This window comes from Stenotrophomonas sp. YJH_SMC_73 (assembly GCF_059370155.1).
On the sequence record NZ_JCAFTJ010000005.1, the window covers coordinates 39312 to 53820 of the forward strand.

The 14509-nt window shown below is 67.4% G+C and carries 13 protein-coding genes; 11 read left to right on the forward strand and 2 right to left on the reverse strand.

Going from position 1 to position 14509, the window contains the following annotated elements:
- The first annotated feature begins 187 nt into the window (after window positions 1-187).
- From AC5P8R_RS09475 to AC5P8R_RS09485, 3 genes are all read left to right on the forward strand, one after another.
- Window positions 188-694, forward strand: coding sequence for a hypothetical protein (locus AC5P8R_RS09475; RefSeq protein WP_014646073.1), 507 nt, complete (start codon window positions 188-190; stop codon window positions 692-694).
- 20 nt (window positions 695-714) lie between these two features.
- Window positions 715-1521, forward strand: coding sequence for a pseudouridine synthase (locus tag AC5P8R_RS09480; protein ID WP_401732735.1), 807 nt, complete (start codon window positions 715-717; stop codon window positions 1519-1521).
- An 85-nt stretch (window positions 1522-1606) separates the two neighbouring features.
- Window positions 1607-1942, forward strand: coding sequence for a hypothetical protein (locus AC5P8R_RS09485; protein ID WP_005415439.1), 336 nt, complete (start codon window positions 1607-1609; stop codon window positions 1940-1942).
- A 161-nt stretch (window positions 1943-2103) separates the two neighbouring features.
- Here AC5P8R_RS09485 and kbl read toward each other — a convergent pair whose 3' ends face one another.
- Window positions 2104-3312 carry a glycine C-acetyltransferase gene (gene kbl, locus AC5P8R_RS09490; RefSeq protein ID WP_041863091.1) on the reverse strand — a complete coding sequence of 403 codons (1209 nt, stop codon included), beginning with the start codon at window positions 3310-3312 and terminating at the stop codon, window positions 2104-2106.
- Between the two features lie 201 nt (window positions 3313-3513).
- Here kbl and AC5P8R_RS09495 point away from each other — a divergent pair, with 201 nt between their 5' ends.
- A complete protein-coding gene (locus tag AC5P8R_RS09495) occupies window positions 3514-4209 on the forward strand; it encodes a TorF family putative porin (protein WP_495223317.1) in 696 nt (231 codons plus the stop codon).
- A gap of 185 nt (window positions 4210-4394) precedes the next feature.
- Here the strand turns inward: AC5P8R_RS09495 and tdh are convergent, their stop codons facing one another.
- Window positions 4395-5417: an L-threonine 3-dehydrogenase gene (gene tdh, locus AC5P8R_RS09500; protein WP_032955954.1), complete on the reverse strand. Its 1023-nt coding sequence runs from the start codon at window positions 5415-5417 to the stop codon at window positions 4395-4397.
- Between the two features lie 478 nt (window positions 5418-5895).
- On the opposite strand from tdh, the gene AC5P8R_RS09505 reads away from it, so the two are divergent.
- From AC5P8R_RS09505 to AC5P8R_RS09535, 7 genes are all read left to right on the forward strand, one after another.
- Window positions 5896-8061 carry a S46 family peptidase gene (locus AC5P8R_RS09505; RefSeq protein ID WP_014646077.1) on the forward strand — a complete coding sequence of 722 codons (2166 nt, stop codon included), beginning with the start codon at window positions 5896-5898 and terminating at the stop codon, window positions 8059-8061.
- 199 nt (window positions 8062-8260) lie between these two features.
- The gene (locus tag AC5P8R_RS09510; protein ID WP_014646078.1) at window positions 8261-8905 is read left to right on the forward strand and encodes a histidine phosphatase family protein; all 645 of its coding nucleotides are present in this window, start codon (window positions 8261-8263) and stop codon (window positions 8903-8905) included.
- Window positions 8906-8946: 41 nt separating this feature from the next.
- Complete coding sequence (gene folC / locus AC5P8R_RS09515; protein WP_046429107.1) at window positions 8947-10218, forward strand: bifunctional tetrahydrofolate synthase/dihydrofolate synthase; 1272 nt, start codon at window positions 8947-8949, stop codon at window positions 10216-10218.
- Between the two features lie 80 nt (window positions 10219-10298).
- Window positions 10299-11327, forward strand: coding sequence for an SPOR domain-containing protein (locus AC5P8R_RS09520; protein WP_164109412.1), 1029 nt, complete (start codon window positions 10299-10301; stop codon window positions 11325-11327).
- Between the two features lie 46 nt (window positions 11328-11373).
- Complete coding sequence (locus tag AC5P8R_RS09525) at window positions 11374-12153, forward strand: CvpA family protein (protein ID WP_014036126.1); 780 nt, start codon at window positions 11374-11376, stop codon at window positions 12151-12153.
- A 30-nt stretch (window positions 12154-12183) separates the two neighbouring features.
- Window positions 12184-13650, forward strand: a complete 1467-nt coding sequence (purF, locus tag AC5P8R_RS09530) for an amidophosphoribosyltransferase (protein ID WP_005408246.1) — start codon at window positions 12184-12186, stop codon at window positions 13648-13650.
- A 9-nt stretch (window positions 13651-13659) separates the two neighbouring features.
- Entirely contained in the window at window positions 13660-14484 is an 825-nt protein-coding gene (locus AC5P8R_RS09535; RefSeq protein ID WP_046429113.1) for a ferritin-like domain-containing protein, read from the forward strand.
- Window positions 14485-14509: the final 25 nt, after the last annotated feature.

Sequence of the window (14509 nt, forward strand, 5' to 3'; positions counted from 1 at the left end):
GACCCGGCTTCGGCCGGGTCTTGTTGTTTCTGCGGTCCGGAACCCGGCGTTTCAGGCGCGGGAGTAACCGTTCGTCGGGATTTTGCCCATAAAACCAATGAGTTGCCGTATTCATTGAAAGTGGCGCTTGAAAGCTGTCGCGGCATTGCTAAACTCGCCGCGTCACTTCCTTTCCTGGATGCCCTTCATGCTGCGCTCTGCATCGGCCGCCTTCCTGGCGCTGGCCCTGGTTCCCGCCGCCCACGCTGCGGTCGATTGCTCGGTCAACACCAGCGCCTCGCCGCTGCCGTTGCCGGCCACGACCATCGCGCCGGTGGCCGACGAGCTCTACATCCGTGGCAACCAGCTGGGCATGCCGGCCGGCGTGCTGAGCAGCAACTACGATCCGTCGCAGTCGCTGGACCAGGTGCTGCAGCGCCTGCGCATCGATGGGTGCCAGAACATCGCCAAGGCCATTCCGAGCGCACCGGCGGTGAAGCCGAACGATCCGGCGGCCTACAAGCCGCAGACCGAATTCGACAACACGCCCTGGCGCTTCGACATGAGCCAGAACGGCAAGCGCATGACCGCCGAAGAGTTCGACGCCTGGATGAAGGCGCGTGGCGTGCGTGTGGTCAAGGCGCGTCCGGCTCCGGCCGCCACTCCGGCTGCGGCCGAAGCACCGGCTGAGACCAAGCCGGTCGACAAGAAGTAAGCGCGGCGGGGAGCAGAGGCTTGCGCACGCGCCGCCCACCTGCTGCCCCCGCTGCCCGCTCCCACGCACCGCGTGGGCGTGCGGTTCCGGATGTCTCCAATGGCGTGCGCCATGGCCTGGCGCGCGTGCTGTCCAAGGCCGGCGTGTGCTCACGCAGCGAGGCCGCGCGCTGGATTTCCGATGGCCGCGTGCGCGTGTCCGGCCGCATCATCCGTGATCCCGAGTTCCCGATTGCCAGTCCGCACCCGCCGATCGAAGTCGATGGCCGGCCGATGGATGCGCCGCAGCGGCTGTACCTGGTGCTCAACAAGCCGCGCGGCGTGGTGACCACGGCGCAGGACGAGCGTGGTCGCGACACGGTGTATCGCTGCTTCGATGGTGCCGGCCTGCCGTGGATCGCGCCGGTCGGGCGCCTGGACAAGGCCAGCGAAGGGCTGTTGTTGTTCAGCAATGATCCGCAGTGGGCGGCGCGCCTGACCGATCCGGAGACCGGCCCACAGAAGACCTATCACGTGCAGGTGGATCGTCTTCCCGATGAGGACACCCTGGCCGCGCTGCGCGCCGGTGTCGAGGACGAGGGCGAGTTCCTCGTCGCCCAGGCCGTGCGCGTACTGCGCAGTGGCGACAAGACCGCATGGCTGGAGGTGGTCCTCGACGAGGGACGCAACCGCCATATCCGCCGCCTGTTGGCGGCCTTCGACCTGCAGGTGCTGCGCCTGGTCCGGGTCGCGATCGGTGGGCTGCTGCTCGGCGATCTCGGCAAGGGGCAATGGCGGGTGCTGGAGGTCAGCGACCAGCAGCGGCTGGGGGCCGCTGCACCGGGCTGATCATCGCCCGCGGCCGGCAGTCGCCGGCCACCGTTCCAGGCGTAGGGGGCGCCTGGTTGCTGAATTTCCCGAACGGAGCCTGCCCATGTACCACCCGACCCTCAACCAAACCCTGCGCTGCGCAGGCCTGCTGCTGCCGATGGTGCTGCTGGCCGCCTGTGGCGGCCACAAGAAGGTGGCCAAGGCGGAAACGCCTGCCGAGACCCCGGTGGTGGAAGTGAAGACCCCGGAGCTGGATGGTCGCGGCAGTTACCGCTTCCTGATGAGCAACGGCGACAAGAAGATGACCGCCGATGAGTTCGATGCCTGGATGAAGGCCAACGGCATCCGCGTTGCCAAGGGCAACGGCCAGGACGCCGCCGCCAAGCCGGTAGTGGTGGCCAGCAAGGAAGAGCCGAAGGGCAAGAAGAAAAAGAAGTGACGCCTGGCGGTGCCGACCCTGGCCGGCACGCCCTCAGGCCACGGCGGGTGCCGACCGTGGTCGGCAGCCATCCAGCCCGGTAGGTGCCGACCTTGGTCGGCACGCTTTGACCAGCGGGGTCAGGGCCTTTTCCGCAGGAAAGGGATCCGACCCCGGCATGATCAGCCCTTGACCACGCCCAGTTCGACACCAATGCGGGTGAACGCATCGATCGCGCGATCCAGGTGCTCGCGGCTGTGCGCGGCGCTGATCTGGGTCCGGATGCGGGCCTGGCCCTTGGGCACCACCGGGAAGAAGAAGCCGATCGCGTAGATGCCTTCTTCCAGCAGGCGCTCGGCGAATTTCTGCGCCAACGGTGCGTCATACAGCATTACCGGGCTGATCGGATGCACGCCCGGCTTCACGTCGAAACCGGCGGCGGTCATCTTCTCGCGGAAGTAGGCGGTGTTCTCGGCCAGCGTGCTGCGAAGGTCGTCAGCGGCAGCCAGCATTTCGAACGCCTTGATGCCGGCGGCCACCACATGCGGCGGCAGCGAGTTGGAGAACAGGTACGGGCGCGAGCGCTGGCGCAGCAGTTCGATCACCTCGGCGCTGGCGCAGGTGAAGCCGCCCAGCGCGCCGCCCATGGCCTTGCCCAGAGTGCCGGTGATGATGTCGATCTTCTCCAGCACGCCCTTGACCTCGGCCGACCCACGGCCGGTAGCGCCAAGGAAGCCGGTGGCGTGGCATTCGTCGATGTGTACCAGCGCGTTGTACTTCTTCGCCAGCGCGGTGATCTCGTCCAGCGGCGCGATGAAGCCGTCCATCGAGAATACGCCATCGGTGGTGATCAGCTTGGTCTTGCAGCCTGCGGCATCGGCGGCCTGCAGCTGCGCTTCCAGATCGGCCATGTCGCAGTTGGCGTATCGGAAGCGCTTGGCCTTGCACAGGCGCACGCCGTCGATGATCGAAGCATGGTTCAGCGCGTCGGAAATGATCGCGTCGTTCTCGCCGAGCAGCGGCTCGAACAGGCCACCGTTGGCATCGAAGCAGGCCGCGTACAGGATGGTGTCCTGCTTGCCGAAGAAATCGGCGATCTGCTTCTCCAGCTGCTTGTGCAGATCCTGGGTGCCGCAGATGAAGCGCACCGAGGCCATGCCGAAGCCGTGGGTATCCAGTGCGTCCTTGGCGGCCTGGATCAGGTCCGGATGGTCGGCCAGGCCCAGGTAGTTGTTGGCACAGAAGTTCAGCACCTTGCGGCCGTCGTCGAGGGTGATCTCGGCCGATTGCGGGCTGGTGATGATCCGCTCGGACTTGAACAGGCCCTGGGCGCGGATGGCGTCCAGTTCCTCGGCGTAGTGGCGGGTCAGGGCGGAGGAGACGTCGGTCATGGCGTGGGCACGGCTCTGAACGGGGAAACCGCTGATTCTACCGGGCATCACCGGTCATCAACCGGGCTGGATGGGGCATCGCCATGGGCAGCGCATGTTGCATCGCAATAGCAAAGTGGTTAAGAATTCGTGAACCGGAGCTGTCGCGCTCCGGCCGCTCCCGCCTTCCACGCCACGCCACCGCCCCCACCGGAGACGCTCATGAAGCACGCCCGTGCCTGCCTCGCCATTGCCGCTGCCCTGACCCTGGCCGCCCCGTTCGCCGCCAGCGCGCAGGAGAACGAATCGCCGTACAGCTGGAATGTCACCGCCGTTTCCGACTACCTGTTCCGTGGCGTGTCGCAGACCGACGAGAAGCCGACCCTGCAGGCGGGCTTCACCTACACCTCGCCGGTGGGCCTGTATGCCGGTGTCTGGGGTTCGGGCGTGGACTTCGGTCCGGGCGATCCGAACACCGAGATCGACTACCAGATCGGCTACGGCGTGGACGTCACTTCGCGCGTCAACTTCGACGTGCTGCTGAACCGCTACACCTACCTCGGTGCCAGCCACCAGAACTACAACGAGCTGGTGACCACCACCACGCTCGACGACACCTACAAGCTGACCGTGGCCTACACCAACGACCAGTGGAACAGCGGCACCGATGGCTGGTACTACGGCTTGGGCGGCAGCTGGGGCCTGCCGAAGGACTTCACGCTGAATGCCAACGTCGGTCGCAGCACCTTCGAGGACGGCATCGCCAAGGACTATACCGACTGGAACGTCGGCGTCAGCCGCCAGTTCGGCCTGTTCAACGTCGGCCTGGGCTACTACGGCACCGACAGCAATGGACGCGAGAACTCGGGCAAGCTGGCCCACAGCCGGGTGCTGCTGACCGTGGCCGTGGGCAAGTAACGCCGCAGGCGTTACGGTAGGTGCCAAGCTTGCCTGGCACGCATTGCGAAAAAGGCGCCCATCGGGCGCCTTTTTCAGTTCCGCGGTGTTCTTGATCCCATCTGGGGAAGAGCCCCCTTGTTGTTCAAGGGGGCGCGCCAAAGGCGCGGGGATAAGGAAACATGCGGGGGAATTGACCCTTCGGGTCAGTTCCAGCTGAGCACGACCTTGCCGGCCTTGCCTTCTTCCATCAGGTCGAAGCCCTTCTGGAACTCGTCGATCGGCAGCTGGTGGGTCATCACCTTGCCGAGCGGGAAGCCGGACAGCACCAGCTGGGTCATCTTGTACCAGGTCTCGTACATCTTGCGGCCGTAGATGCCCTGCACGGTCAGGCCCTTGAAGATGATCTTGTCCCAGTCGCAGCCGGCGCCCTTGGGCATGATGCCGAGCATGGCGATCTTGCCGCCGTGGTACATGCAGTCGAGCATGTCGTTGAACGCGCGCGGGTTGCCGCTCATTTCCAGGCCCACGTCGAAGCCCTCCATGTGCAGCTCCTTCATCACGTCCTTCAGCGACTGGTTGGCGACGTTGACCACGCGGGTGGCGCCCATGTCGGCGGCCAGCTTCAGGCGGAAGTCGTTGACGTCGGTCACCACCACGTTGCGCGCACCGATGTGCTTGCAGATGCCGGCGGCGATGATGCCGATCGGACCGGCGCCGGTGATCAGCACGTCTTCGCCGATCACGTCGAATTCCAGCGCGCAGTGTGCGGCATTGCCGTACGGGTCGAAGAACGCGGCCAGTTCCGACGGGATCTGGTCCGGAATCGGCCACAGGTTGCTGGCCGGCATCACCATGTATTCGGCGAAGGCGCCGTTGACGTTGACGCCGATGCCGACGGTGTTCGGGCACAGGTGCGGGCGGCCGCCACGGCAGTTGCGGCAATGGCCACAGACGATGTGACCTTCGGCCGAGACGCGCTGGCCGATCTCATAGCCGGTCACCGCCGAGCCGAGCGCGGCAATGCGGCCGACGAACTCATGGCCGATGGTCAGGCCCGGCTTGATGGTGCGCTGGCTCCACTCGTCCCACAGATAGATGTGCAGGTCGGTGCCGCAGATCGCGGTCTTTTCCAGCTTGATCAGGACCTCGTTCGGGCCCGGGGTCGGAACCGGAACTTCTTCCAGCCAGATGCCCTTGGCCGCTTCGCGCTTGACCAGGGCCTTCATCGTTTGCTGCGCCATCGGGGTGGAACTCATCAGGGGGAAAGCGCGGATTATAGGGTGCCGCGCGGATTTCCCATGTTGCGCTGCGGGTGCAATGGCGGAACGAAAGGCGTGCGCCGACGGGCGTTTCGAACGTGCTGCAAACAGCAGCGCCTCCTTGAGTCCTGGGGAGGGCGCGCGGTCACCCTGGCCGGGACACGCAAAAGCCCATCCATGGTGCTCGATGGCGCCTTGCTCGTGCGCGCTATCCTGCGCACACGGCAAGACCGGGGTTGGGCGTCCCGCCCAACCCGCCAGTCGCATGCGCCCGGCCCATGGCGCCAACGGTCCCGGCCAGGGTGACCACGCCCCCTCTGGACGATTCCATGTGCGCGGCCGATGTGCGCATGGCAGAGCAAGAAGTAGGCCCATGACTTCCGGGGTTCGGGCCGTGGCAGGGCGGCGGGCTACAATCGAGGGTTCCATTACCAGGGGCTGCTCCATGCGCTCGAACCTGCTTGCATTCTCCATCGTCGCCAGCCTCGGGCTGGCCCAGGTCGCCCATGCCGCTGAAGGCATGTGGGTGCCGCAGCAGCTGCCGGAAATCGCCGGTCCGTTGCAGAAGGCCGGCCTGAAGCTGTCCCCGGAGCAGCTGTCCAACCTCACCGGCGACCCGATGGGCGCGGTCGTCGCCCTCGGCGGCTGCACCGCCAGCTTCGTGTCGCCGCAGGGCCTGGTGGTCACCAACCACCACTGCGCCTACGGTGCGATCCAGCTGAATTCGACCGCCGAGAAGAACCTGATCAAGGACGGCTTCAACGCGCCGAAGCACAGCGATGAACTGAGCGCCGGCCCGAACGCCCGCGTCTACGTGCTCGACCAGATCACCGACGTCACCGCCCAGGCCAAGGCCGCCATTGCCGCCGCCGGCAACGACCCGCTGGCCCGCAGCCGTGCGCTGGACGCCTTCGACAAGGCCCAGGTCGCCGCGTGTGAAGCCGAGGACGGCTTCCGCTGCCGCCTGTACACCTTCTCCGGCGGCAACACCTACCGACTGTTCCGCAACATGGAAATCAAGGACGTGCGCCTGGTCTACGCGCCCCCGGGCAGCGTCGGCAAGTACGGCGGCGACGTCGACAACTGGATGTGGCCGCGCCACACCGGCGACTTCTCGTTCTACCGCGCCTACGTCGGCAAGGACGGCAAGCCGGCCGCATTCTCGGCCGACAACGTGCCGTACCAGCCCAAGCACTTCCTGAAGTTCACCGACCAGCCGCTGGGCGCCGGTGACTTCGTGATGGTGGCAGGCTATCCGGGCCGCACCAACCGCTACGCGCTGGCCGGTGAGTTCAACGAAACCGCCAGCTGGACCTACCCGACCATCGCCAGGCACTACAACGCAGTGTTGAAGATGATCGATGAGGCGGGCAAGGCCGACGCCGACGTCAAGGTGAAGTACGCCGCCACCGCGGCCAGCATGAACAACGTGGCCAAGAACTACGCCGGCCAGCTGGAAGGCTTCAAGCGCATCGACGCTGCTGGCCAGAAGCAGGCTGAAGAAGCCGCCGTGCTGGCCTGGCTGAAGAAGCAGGGCGCCGCCGGCAAGCCGGCGCTGGCAGCGCACGCGCAGCTGGTCAAGCACCTGGATACCAGCAAGGCGACCCGCGAGCGCGATCTGTTCGTCGGCCAGTTCAACAACACCTCGGCGGTCAACGCCGCCATCGGCCTGTACCGCCTGTCGATCGAGCGCACCAAGCCGGACGCCGAGCGCGAGGTCGGCTACCAGCAGCGCGACCTGCCGACCCTGGAAGGCGGCCTGAAGCAGATGGATCGCCGCTATGTGGCGAAGATGGACCAGCAGCTGCAGACCTACTGGCTGGACCAGTACGTCGCCCTGCCGGCCGCGCAGCGCAACAACGACGTGCTGAACACCTGGCTGGGCGGCAGCGATGCCAGCGCGGTCAAGGCACTGGTGAGCAAGCTGTCGGGCACTGAGCTGGGCAGCCTGGATGCACGCCTGAAGTGGTTCAAGGCCGACCGCGCCGCGTTCGAAGCCAGCACCGATCCGGCCATCCAGTACGCGGTGGCGATCATGCCGTCGCTGCTGAAGCAGGAAGAGCAGAAGAAGATCCGCGAAGGCGAGTCGCTGACCGCACGTCCGCTGTACCTGCAGGCACTGGCTGACTACAAGAAGAGCCAGGGCGAGTTCGTGTACCCGGATGCCAACCTGTCGCTGCGCATCACTTTCGGCAACGTGATGGGCTATGAGCCCAGGGACGGCGTGGCCTACACCCCGTTCACCACGCTGGAGGGCATCGTCGCCAAGGACACCGGCGTCGATCCGTTCGATGCGCCCAAGGCCCTGCTCGACGCGGTCAAGGCCAAGCGCTACGGCGGCCTGGAAGACAAGCGCGTGGGCTCGGTCCCGGTGAACTTCCTGTCCAACCTGGACATCACCGGTGGCAACTCGGGTTCACCGGTGCTGGACGCCAACGGCAAGCTGGTCGGCCTGGCCTTCGACGGCAACTGGGAATCGGTCAGCTCCAACTGGGTGTTCGACCCGGTGATGACCCGCATGATCGCGGTCGACAGCCGCTACATGCAGTGGATCATGCAGGAAGTGGCGCCGGCGCCGACGCTGCTGAAGGAGCTGAACCTGGCGAAATAAACCCGTTGCGGTAGTGCCGGCCGCTGGCCGGCAACCCCGACCAGATAGCCGGAGTTTCCAAAACCCCGCGATCCACGTCGCGGGGTTTTTTCATGCCCGGCACGGCCCGGTGCGCCGAACGGGTATCATCCCTGTTCCGCGCACTTCACAGGATGTGAACGAAACGCGGAACCTCCTCCCCCCAGGACCCCTTGCACGCATGCGCATCCTGCTTGCCCGCCACGGCGAAACGCCGTGGAACGCCGAAGGCCGCTACCAGGGCCAGATCGACATCCCGCTTTCGCCGATCGGTGAAGCCCAGGCCCAAGCCCTGGGCGCCCGCTTGGCCTCGGTGGACATCACCCGTGCCGTCGCCTCGCCGCTGTCACGCGCGCAGCGCACCGCGCAGCTGGCACTCGGTGCCGCCCGTGCCGACATGTTGCTGACCGAGCCGGAGCTGCAGGAAATCGCCCACGGCGAGTGGGAAGGCCTGCTGGCCAGCGAAATCAACGAAAAGGACCCGTCGCGCCTGAAGGCGTGGCGCGAGGAGCCGGACACCGTGCTGATGCCCGGCGGTGAATCGCTGCGCCTGGTGCTGGAGCGCAGTTGGCGCGGCCTGGCCCGCGCCACCGAAGGCCTCGGCGAGCACGACACCCTGCTGGTGGTCGCCCATGATGCGGTCAACCGCGTGATCCTGTGCAAGGTGCTGGGCCTGCCGATCTCCCGCCTGTGGACCTTCCGCCAGGCGCCGACCACGCTCAACCTGCTCGAAGGCGCCGACCTGGACAGCCTGGAAGTGGTGCGCCTGAACGACTGTGCCCACCACACGCCGTTCTTCGGCGAAGCCAAGCACCGCGCACTCTGATCCATCCCCTCGCATCAACTGCTTCTGCTGGAACCGCTGCCGTGACGAACACCCCGACCACCCTGGCCGACTGGCTGGACTACATTGAACGCCAGCACCCGGCGACCATCGACATGGGCCTGGAGCGCGTGCGCGCCGTGGCTACGGCGATGGGCCTGGGGGCGCCGGCCCAGCGCACCATCGTGGTCGGTGGCACCAACGGCAAGGGCTCCACCGTGGCCTTCATCGAAGCCATCGCGCGTGCTGCCGGCTGGAAGGTCGGCGCGTACACCTCGCCGCACCTGCTGCGCTACAACGAGCGCGTGCGCATCGACGGCCACGATGTGGAGGATGCGGCGCTGGTCGCCGCCTTCAACACCATCGAGGCCGCGCGTGGCGATATCACGCTGACCTATTTCGAGTACGGCACGCTGGCCGCGCTGCAGCTGTTCGCCGACGCCGGGCTGGACCTGGCGGTGCTGGAAGTGGGCCTGGGCGGTCGCCTGGATGCGGTCAACATCGTCGACGCTGACGTGGCGGTGATCACCACCGTGGACATCGACCATGCCGAATGGCTGGGCGAGGACCGCGAAGCGATCGGCACCGAGAAGGCCGGCATCATCCGTGGCTGGAAGCCGGTGATCCTGGGCGAGACCGACCCGCCGTCGAGCGTGCTCGCACGTGCCTACCTGGTCGGCGCCAACGCGATCCGCGGCGGCAGCGATTATTTCTACGAACCAATCGATGCCCAGCGCTGGCGCTGGCGCGATGTCGGCCTGCGCATGGAACTGCCGACCCCGGCGCTGGCCGGCCCGATCCAGCTGGCCAACGCGGGTGCCGCCATCGCTGCGCTGCGCGCGCTGGACAAGCCGGTGCCGCGTGCGGCGTGGGCTGCTGGTGTCGCGGCGGCGCGCATCTCTGGCCGCCTGCAGGCGTTCGAGCGTGACGGCGTGCAGGTCCGTGTCGATGTCGGGCACAACCCGCAGGCGGCGGGCCAGCTGGCGCGCGCGCTGAAGGCCGAAGCGTCGGCCGGGCGCACCCTGGCGGTGTACGCCGCGCTGCAGGACAAGGACGCGGTGGGCGTTGTGCAGGCGCTGCAGGACGTGGTCGGCGAGTGGACCCTGGCCGGACTGGACGGCCCGCGCGGGCAGAGTGCTGCCCAGTTGCAGGCCCGCCTGGCCGGTACGGCGGCGGCCAAGGCTCAGCGCGCTGATACTGTCGAGCAGGCGCTGGCACAGGTACTGGCCCAGGCCGGGCGCGGTGACCGCGTACTGGTGTTCGGCTCCTTCCATACCGCCGCTGCCGCGCTGCAATGGTTGCAGGGCGCCGCCTGATCCGCGTTCAGCCAATGCCGACGCCGTCCGGTCCGGCACCCGTATAATCGACCGCAACCTCCGGACAGTTGCCGCCTCACGTGGATACGCCTCTGAAACAGCGTCTGATTGGTGCCATCGTGCTGGTGGCGCTGGCCGTGATTTTCCTGCCGATGCTGGTCAAGGGACCGGCGCCGGACAGCGGTGTGGCCTCGGTGCCGATCGCCGCGCCGGACGCACCGGCCGATGGCCAGTTCGAAACCCGTGAGCTGCCGCTGGTTGCTCCGGCCGGTGGAGCCACCGGCCTGCAGACCGGGCAGGCCAAGCCGCTGCAGGAGACGGCCGCGCCGGCTACGCCGCCGACCGTGGACACGTCTCCGGCGGTTGCCGCCGGCAACTTCGCCGTCACGTTTGGCGCCTACGGCAGCAAGGCCGACGCCGATGCGGTGATCGCCTACCTGCAGCGCTCGCAGCTGCCAGGCTTCGCCGAAACCACCACCATCAGCGGGCGCCAGGCGTGGCGTGTGCGTGTCGGGCCGTACGCCGACCGTGCCCAGGCCGAAGCCGCGCGCCTGCAGGCGGTCAAGATCCGCGCCGATGTGAAGGCAGAAGTCATCACCCTGGATGCGGCGGCAGGCAGCAGTGCGACGGTTGCCGCCACGCCGGCGCCGACCACCAGCACCCCGGCCGCGGCCACCACGCCGTCGGCCACCAGCAACCCGGTGCGCAGCGAAAGCCTGCCGCCAAGCACGCCGACGGCGACCACCAAACCAGAGCCGCCCAAGCCGGCACCGAAGCCCGAGGCTCCGAAGCCGGACGCCAAGCCCGAGCCGAAGCCGGAGGCCGCCGCCAACAAGCCGGCGCCTGCCACGCCGACAGCACCGGCAGCCAGTGGCGTCGGCTTCGCCGTGCAGTTGGGCGCGTTCGGCCAGGCCAACGATGCCAACGCGCTGCGCGACAAGGTCCGCGCCGCCGGCTTCAGTGCTTTCGTCGAGCAGGTACGCACTGAAAAGGGCACGCTGCATCGCGTCCGCGTCGGACCGGTGGCCAACCGCGCTGACGCCGAGCAGCTGAAGGCGCAGGTCGCCGCCAAGGTCGGCGTGGCCGGCATGGTCCGACCGCACCCATGATCCACGCGCAGGCCCGTTGCCAGCGCCGCCGAAGGAGCGGGGCGCCATGATCGACGTGGTGCTGCTGATCGTGATCGCCGCCTCGACCCTGCTCGGGATGCTGCGTGGCTTTGTTGGAATCGTCATCGGCACGCTGTCGTGGCTGCTGGCCGCGTGGGCGGCCTTCGCCTTCGGCAACGATGCGGCACGCTGGTGGGCGGCCCCGGCCGCACCCGGCGGCGAGCATTTCGTTGGCGGCTACCTGGGCGTGGGCATTGGCGTGATGATCGTGGTCGCGGTGATCGGCATGGTCATCAAGGCGATGATCCATCGCAGCATGCTGACCAGCCTGGACCGGTTGCTGGGCGGCGTGCTGGGCGCCGTGCGTGGCGGCCTGATCGCGGCGATCCTGGTGCTGCTGGCCGGCTTCACCCCGCTGACCGCCGAACCGTCCTGGAAGCGCTCGGCGGTCCGCCCGGTGCTGAACCCGGCCGTGGCCTGGATGAACGGGAAGCTGCCGCACTGGCAGGTGCCCGGCGCCGATCTGCTGCCCAAGACCTTGCCGACCGACATGCTGTCCCCATCTGCATTGATGGAGCTGGGGAAGAGCGCAGGCGCCGATCTGGGAAAGCCGGGTGCGGCAGGCGATAATGGCATCCTCAACCAGGTAGTGGCGGGCAGCGGATGGCTGCGGCCCGCGAAAGCGGAACAGGGCGACGCATACGATCCGGCCGAAGTGCGCCCGGACGCCCCAGCACTGCCAGACAGTATCGAGCCGGGCGATCCGGCCAATGTCGACCGCAGGCGCGGCGACCACCGCGGCCAGGTACGGCCACCTTCCTTGTAACTGGGCACAGCCCAGCGGAGACTTCGCACCATGTGTGGCATCGTCGGAATCGTCGGCAACCAGAACGTCGCCGGGCAGTTGTATGACGGCTTGACCGTTCTCCAGCATCGCGGCCAGGATGCCGCGGGCATCGCCACGGCCAATGGCAGCCGCCTGCGGGTGCAGAAGGCCACCGGCCTGGTCCGCGATGTGTTCGATGCACGCACCATGTCCACCCTGGAAGGCAGCGTCGGCATCGCCCATGTGCGCTACCCGACGGCCGGCTCGGAAGGCATGGACGAGGCGCAGCCGTTCTACGTCAACTCGCCGTACGGCATCGCGCTGGCCCACAACGGCAACCTGATCAACACCGAGGCGCTGCGCCAGCAGGTGTTCGAGCAGGACCGCCGCAACGTCAACACCGATTCGGACAGCGAAGTGCTGTTGAACGTGTTCGCCTATGAGCTGGAACAGCAGCGCCAGCTGAGCCCGGAAGCCGCGATCCGCGCGGTGGCTGGCGTGCACCGCCGCTGCAAGGGCGGCTACGCGGTGGTCAGCGTGGTGCTGGGCCTGGGCCTGGTGGCCTTCCGCGACCCGCACGGCATCCGTCCGCTGGTGCTCGGCAAGCGCAGCCATGCCGAGGGCGACGAGTACATCGTGGCCTCCGAGTCGGCCGCGCTGGACGTGCTGGGCTTCCAGCGCGTGCGCGATGTGCAGCCGGGCGAAGCCCTGGTGATCACCGCCCGCGGCGAGCTGTTCTCGGAAATCTGCGCCGAGCCGGCCGAGCACACCCCGTGCATCTTCGAGTACGTGTACTTCGCGCGTCCGGATTCGATGATCGACAACGTCTCGGTGCACAAGGCGCGCATGCGCATGGGCATCAAGCTGGGCGAGAAGATCCTGCGCCTGCGCCCGGACCACGATATCGACACCATCATCCCGATCCCGGATACCTCGCGTGATGCCGCGCTGGAGATCTCCAACGTGCTTGGGGTGAAGTATCGCGAAGGCTTCATCAAGAACCGCTACATCGGCCGCACCTTCATCATGCCGGGCCAGGGCGAACGCGTGAAGTCGGTGCGCCGCAAGCTCAACCCGATCCACCTGGAGTTCCGCAACCGCGTGGTGCTGCTGGTGGACGACTCGATCGTGCGTGGCACCACCAGCCAGCAGATCGTGCAGATGGCCCGTGATGCGGGCGCGCGCAAGGTCTACCTGGCCAGCGCGGCACCGCCGGTGCGCTACCCGAACATCTACGGCATCGACATGCCGGCGGCCGAAGAGCTGGTCGCGCACAACCGCACCGTCGAAGAGATCGAGGCCCACCTGGGCTGCGACTGGCTGATCTACCAGGATCTGGAGGACATGGAAGCGGCGGTGAGCGAGGGCAACCCGGCGCTGCGCAACTTCGATTCGTCCTGCTTCAACGGCCACTACCCGACGGGTATCGAGCCGGGCTACTTCGAGCGCATCCAGCAGCTGCGTTCGGACGACGCCAAGCACAAGCGCCGCGCCTGAGGTCCAGGCGTGGTCGATGTACCCGACGTTGGTGGCGACCTGCTGCGCTCAGCGCAGCAGTGCCTGGCCGAAGCCGACCCGCTGCGCAAGGTCGCGTTGACCCAGGCGTATGCCGCCGCGTTCCGTGCCGGCCGCCTGAAGGTGGCTGCCGATGCGCCGCCGCCGGAACCGATCCGCATGCCTGGCCGGCCGGCACGGCTGGTGCTGGTGCATCCGCGCGAAGTGCCCCGGCGCGGGCTGGGCGGCGTGGAAGGACGCGCCGCCTTCATCCACGCCATCGCCCACATCGAACTCAACGCGATCGACCTGGCCTGGGATGCGGTGTACCGCTTCCGCGGCCTGCCGCCAGCGTTCCATGCCGACTGGGTCAGCTGTGCCGACGACGAATCGCGGCACTTCATGCTGCTGCGCGAGCGCCTGCAGGCGCATGGCCACGACTACGCCGATTTCCCCGCGCACAACGGCCTGTGGGAAATGTGCGAAAAGACCGCGCATGACGGCCTGGCGCGCATGGCCCTGGTACCGCGCGTGCTGGAAGCGCGCGGCCTGGACGTGACACCGGGCATGATCGAGAAGCTGCGCAATGTCGGTGATGGTGAAACCGCCGACGTACTGGAAGTGATCCTGCGCGAGGAAGTGGCGCACGTTGCCGCCGGTTCGCGCTGGTACCGCTGGTACTGCGATCGCGCCGGCGTCGAGCCGCGTGCGCGCTTCAAGGCGCTGCTGGTGGAATACGCCGGCGGCTACCTGCACGGGCCGTTCAACATCGAAGCGCGCCTGCTGGCCGGCTTCGACGCCGACGAGCTCGCCAACCTGGTCGAACAGGCCGGTTGAACAAAAGGGGACGGAGGGGATTAAG

What these genes read in the sequence shown, in the direction of transcription:
- AC5P8R_RS09475 (WP_014646073.1), top strand. Translation starts at nt 188, where the DNA reads ATGCTGCGCTCTGCATCGGCCGCCTTCCTGGCGCTGGCCCTGGTTCCC.
- AC5P8R_RS09485 (WP_005415439.1), top strand. Translation starts at nt 1,607, where the DNA reads ATGTACCACCCGACCCTCAACCAAACCCTGCGCTGCGCAGGCCTGCTG.
- kbl (WP_041863091.1), bottom strand. Translation starts at nt 3,312, where the DNA reads ATGACCGACGTCTCCTCCGCCCTGACCCGCCACTACGCCGAGGAACTG.
- AC5P8R_RS09495 (WP_495223317.1), top strand. Translation starts at nt 3,514, where the DNA reads ATGAAGCACGCCCGTGCCTGCCTCGCCATTGCCGCTGCCCTGACCCTG.
- tdh (WP_032955954.1), bottom strand. Translation starts at nt 5,417, where the DNA reads ATGAAGGCCCTGGTCAAGCGCGAAGCGGCCAAGGGCATCTGGCTGGAA.
- AC5P8R_RS09505 (WP_014646077.1), top strand. Translation starts at nt 5,896, where the DNA reads ATGCGCTCGAACCTGCTTGCATTCTCCATCGTCGCCAGCCTCGGGCTG.
- AC5P8R_RS09510 (WP_014646078.1), top strand. Translation starts at nt 8,261, where the DNA reads ATGCGCATCCTGCTTGCCCGCCACGGCGAAACGCCGTGGAACGCCGAA.
- AC5P8R_RS09525 (WP_014036126.1), top strand. Translation starts at nt 11,374, where the DNA reads ATGATCGACGTGGTGCTGCTGATCGTGATCGCCGCCTCGACCCTGCTC.
- purF (WP_005408246.1), top strand. Translation starts at nt 12,184, where the DNA reads ATGTGTGGCATCGTCGGAATCGTCGGCAACCAGAACGTCGCCGGGCAG.